3 protein-coding genes are annotated in these 3,823 nt (G+C 50.1%); all 3 read right to left on the reverse strand.

Annotation, left to right across the window (positions count from 1 at the left end; genetic code table 11):
* Positions 1–121, reverse strand: a 121-nt coding sequence (gene zapA / locus AC1DUA_RS28050) for a cell division protein ZapA (RefSeq protein ID WP_477502892.1), incomplete at its 3' end; no start/stop codon positions are given.
* Between the two features lie 91 nt (positions 122–212).
* A complete protein-coding gene (gene pheT / locus AC1DUA_RS28055) occupies positions 213–2,666 on the reverse strand; it encodes a phenylalanine--tRNA ligase subunit beta (RefSeq protein ID WP_477502890.1) in 2,454 nt (817 codons plus the stop codon).
* A gap of 25 nt (positions 2,667–2,691) precedes the next feature.
* Positions 2,692–3,726: a phenylalanine--tRNA ligase subunit alpha gene (pheS, locus tag AC1DUA_RS28060; protein ID WP_477502891.1), complete on the reverse strand. Its 1,035-nt coding sequence runs from the start codon at positions 3,724–3,726 to the stop codon at positions 2,692–2,694.
* Positions 3,727–3,823: the final 97 nt, after the last annotated feature.

A 3,823-nucleotide genomic window follows, 5' to 3' on the forward strand; every position in this document is an offset into this window, starting at 1 on the left:
ACATTTGGTCATTCACATATTCCGCAACCCGCTTCATGTAATTGGTGCTAGTATCTGCTTTTAACTTGTATTGATTTCCATATATGTCAACGGTTATTTTCGTTTTGTCTTCTTCAGTCATATTATTTCCCCCTTAGATGAAAAGGCTGGCCCTATCGAGGTTAATTTCGATAAGACCAGCCCGTTTTCCTGCAACTTAAGAGAAACTTGCTCTATTTTCTTAACTCTGCCTCATATTGCTGTTCAAGGGTTTGAACCACTTTGGCATGGAGTTCCGTTACTTCTTCATCTAACAGAGTTCTTTCTGCATGACGATACACGAGAGCAATAGCAACGCTCTTGCGGTTTGCACCAAGACGCTCGCCTGTGTAGATATCAAAAACCTGGATAGACTCAAGCAAATCACCAGCAACTTCTGCAATTGACTGCTCCATAAGACCGACCGGTACGCTTGCATTGACAACGACAGCTATATCACGTCCAATGGACGGGTAACGCGGCAGCAGTTTATACACAATCGCATCTCCAGCAGCTTCTAGGATAGGAGTTAGCTCCACCTCAAGTACATAAGTGTCATCTAAATCACGCTGCTGTTGAACAGTTGGGTGCAGCTGGCCCACTCGGCCAATAACCTTCGAGCCTTCGGAGGTAGTAAGCACTAACTCTGCCGTACGCCCAGGATGGAAACCATCAGGAGAAGCCGATGTGTAAGTGAGTCCTTTGACGCCCAAGTAGCTGATCAGACGGTCAAAGATCCCTTTGATGTCATAGAAATCAACGGCTTCAGACTTTTGCGCCCAATGCGCTCCCCGGCGTTTACCCGTCATAACAATAGAAAGCAGAAGCTTCTCTTGCGGCAGCGTAGTGAGTGTTGACTCACCTGTGATAAATGCTTTGCCGATTTCAAAAATAGCCACGTCATCCATGGTGCGGTTACGGTTGTAACTCACTACTTCCAGCAAATGCGGCAGCAAGCTGGTACGCAATTGGCTGCGATCCTCGCTCATTGGCATAGCGAGGGAGATTGGCTTAGCCGCTGGATATAGACCAGGCAGCGATGCTGTTTGATCCGGGTGCGTGAAGGCATAGGTAATGACTTCATGCAGCCCGCTTTGTGTCAGGAGATTCCGCGCTATGCGGCGAACCGACTGCTCTTTGGACAAGGAGCCTGGCGTCGTCACGCCAGTCATCAAGGTTGTCGGGATGTTATCATAGCCGAAGAGGCGTGCCACTTCTTCGATCAAATCAACATCCCGTGTGATGTCTCCGCGGCGGCTCGGCACATGCACGAGCAGCTTGCCTTCTCCCGCCTGCTCGAAGGTGAAGTGCAGGCGCTCAATGATATGACCCATCTCGTCAAGCGAAAGCGCCGTGCCGAGATAGTTGTTCACACGATCAGCAGCCAGCTCGATGCTGACTGGTTTGTGCGAGCCGGCACTAGCTTGGACGATGCCATCTGCGACTGTGCCGCCTGCATACTCAGCAATCAATGCAGCCGCGCGGTTCAATGCCGGAAGCACCGCTTCCGGGTTCACTTCTTTCTCGAAGCGAAGACTCGCTTCGGAACGAAGACCTAGCTGGCGCGACGTACGACGCACAGAGGAGCCTGCAAACTTAGCGGATTCAAGCAAAATCCGCGTAGTATCGTTCGTCACTTCGGAATTCGCGCCGCCCATAACACCAGCGATCGCTACAGGCTTCGTGCCGTCCGTGACAAGCAGCATGTGCGGCTCCAGGGTACGTTCTACATCGTCAAGCGTAACAAGCTTCTCGCCCGCCTCAGCAAGGCGTACGTCGATGTGGCCATTGTTCAGCTGTTCTGCATCAAAAGCATGCAGCGGCTGACCATACTCCAGCATCACGAAATTCGTGATGTCAACGATGTTATTGATGGGACGGATGCCAGCCGCCATCAAACGGTTCTGCATCCACAGCGGAGAAGTGCCTACGCGCACACCTTCGATCAGGCGCGCTGCATAGTGAGAGCACTGTTCCGTCGCTGTGATCTTCACGCTGATGCGCTCAGCGGCTTTCACACCGGCTGATCCAGCCTGCCCAAGCGCTGCTTCCGCATCCGGCAGTTTAACGCTGCGGCCAAGGATCGCTGCGATCTCGTAGGCAGCTCCGAGCATGCTCAGGCAGTCGGAACGGTTCGGTGTCAGATCGAGCTCCAACACTTTGTCATTGATGGCCAGAATATCAAGAACGGAGCTTCCGACTTCCGTTTCCTGTGGAAGCACTAGAATACCTTCCTGAATTTCTTTTGGAAGCAATTTATCATTCAAGCCAAGCTCTTTGGCTGAGCAAATCATCCCTTGCGATTCAACGCCGCGCAGTTTGGCGCGTTTAATCTGCAGCCCGCCAGGTAGAACAGCTCCGATCATAGCGACAGGTACTTTTTGACCGGCATCAATATTTTTGGCTCCGCAGACGATTTGCAAATCTTCGCCTTGACCAGCATCAATGATACAAACGCTTAATTTATCTGCATCCGGATGTTTCTCACGGGATTTCACATACCCGACAACGACGTTCGTAACACCTTTGTTGCGATCCTCCACGATATCCACTTCGATACCGCTTCGGGTTAATTTCTCTGCTAATTCCTCAGCTGTGAAGCCTGATACATCTACATATTCCGATAACCATTGGTATGAAACATTCATGCTTAACCCCTCCTTTTCCTGATGCTTACAGATGTAAGAATTGTTTTAAGAAACGTAGATCATTCGTGTAGAAATGACGGATATCTTCGATTCCGTATTTCAGCATGGCAATACGCTCAACGCCCATACCGAATGCAAATCCTGTATACTCCTTCGGATCGTAGCCGCCCATCTCAAGAACGCGCGGATGTACCATACCTGCTCCGAGAATTTCTAACCAACCTGTTTGTTTACAAGTTCGGCAGCCAACGCCTCCACACATCGCACAGCTCACATCAACCTCAACGCTCGGCTCAGTGAAAGGGAAGAAGCTCGGACGCAAACGGATTTTTGTTTCTTTGCCGTACATTTCTTGCACGAATTGCAGCAAGGTACCCTTCAAATCGCTCATCCGAACATTGCGGTCAATAACCAGACCTTCGATTTGCGTAAACATATGGGAATGTGTCGCATCGTCGTCATCGCGGCGGTACACTTTCCCCGGACAGATGATTTTGATCGGAACTTCGCCTTTACGTTTCTCCATCGTTCTTACTTGAACAGGAGAAGTTTGAGTACGCATCAAGATCTCTTCTGTAATGTAGAAGGAATCCTGCATGTCGCGGGCAGGGTGGTCTTTTGGCAGATTCAGCGCTTCGAAATTGTAGTAGTCCTGCTCAACCTCAGGCCCTTCCGCAACTGTATAGCCCATTCCGATGAAAATATCTTCAATCTCTTGGATGACTTTGCTTAATGGGTGTACGGCTCCTTGCTCAGATGGACGACCTGGCAGCGTAACGTCGATCATTTCAGCACGAAGCCTGTTTTCCGTTTCCTGCTGTTGATACGCCGCTTGTTTCTCTTCGATCACCGATTCAATCGCCGCGCGAACATCGTTCGCCACTTGCCCAATAATCGGTCTCTCTTCTGCACTTAGCGCTCCCATACCGCGAAGAACCTCGGTTAATGGACCTTTTTTACCTAAATATTTAATACGTAAATCGTTCAGCTCCTGCTGGCTTTGTACGCCGCTTAGCTCCTGCAGCGCTTCAAGCTTCAAAGCTTCTAACCGCTCTTTCATTGCAATCCCTCCTGAATTAGGCCTGAATCAACCAAAATGAAAACACAAAAAAGACTTTCCGCTCCCTCGCAAGGGACGAAAAGCCGTGGTACCACCC

It is taken from the genome of Paenibacillus sp. 01T422 (genome assembly GCF_056398785.1).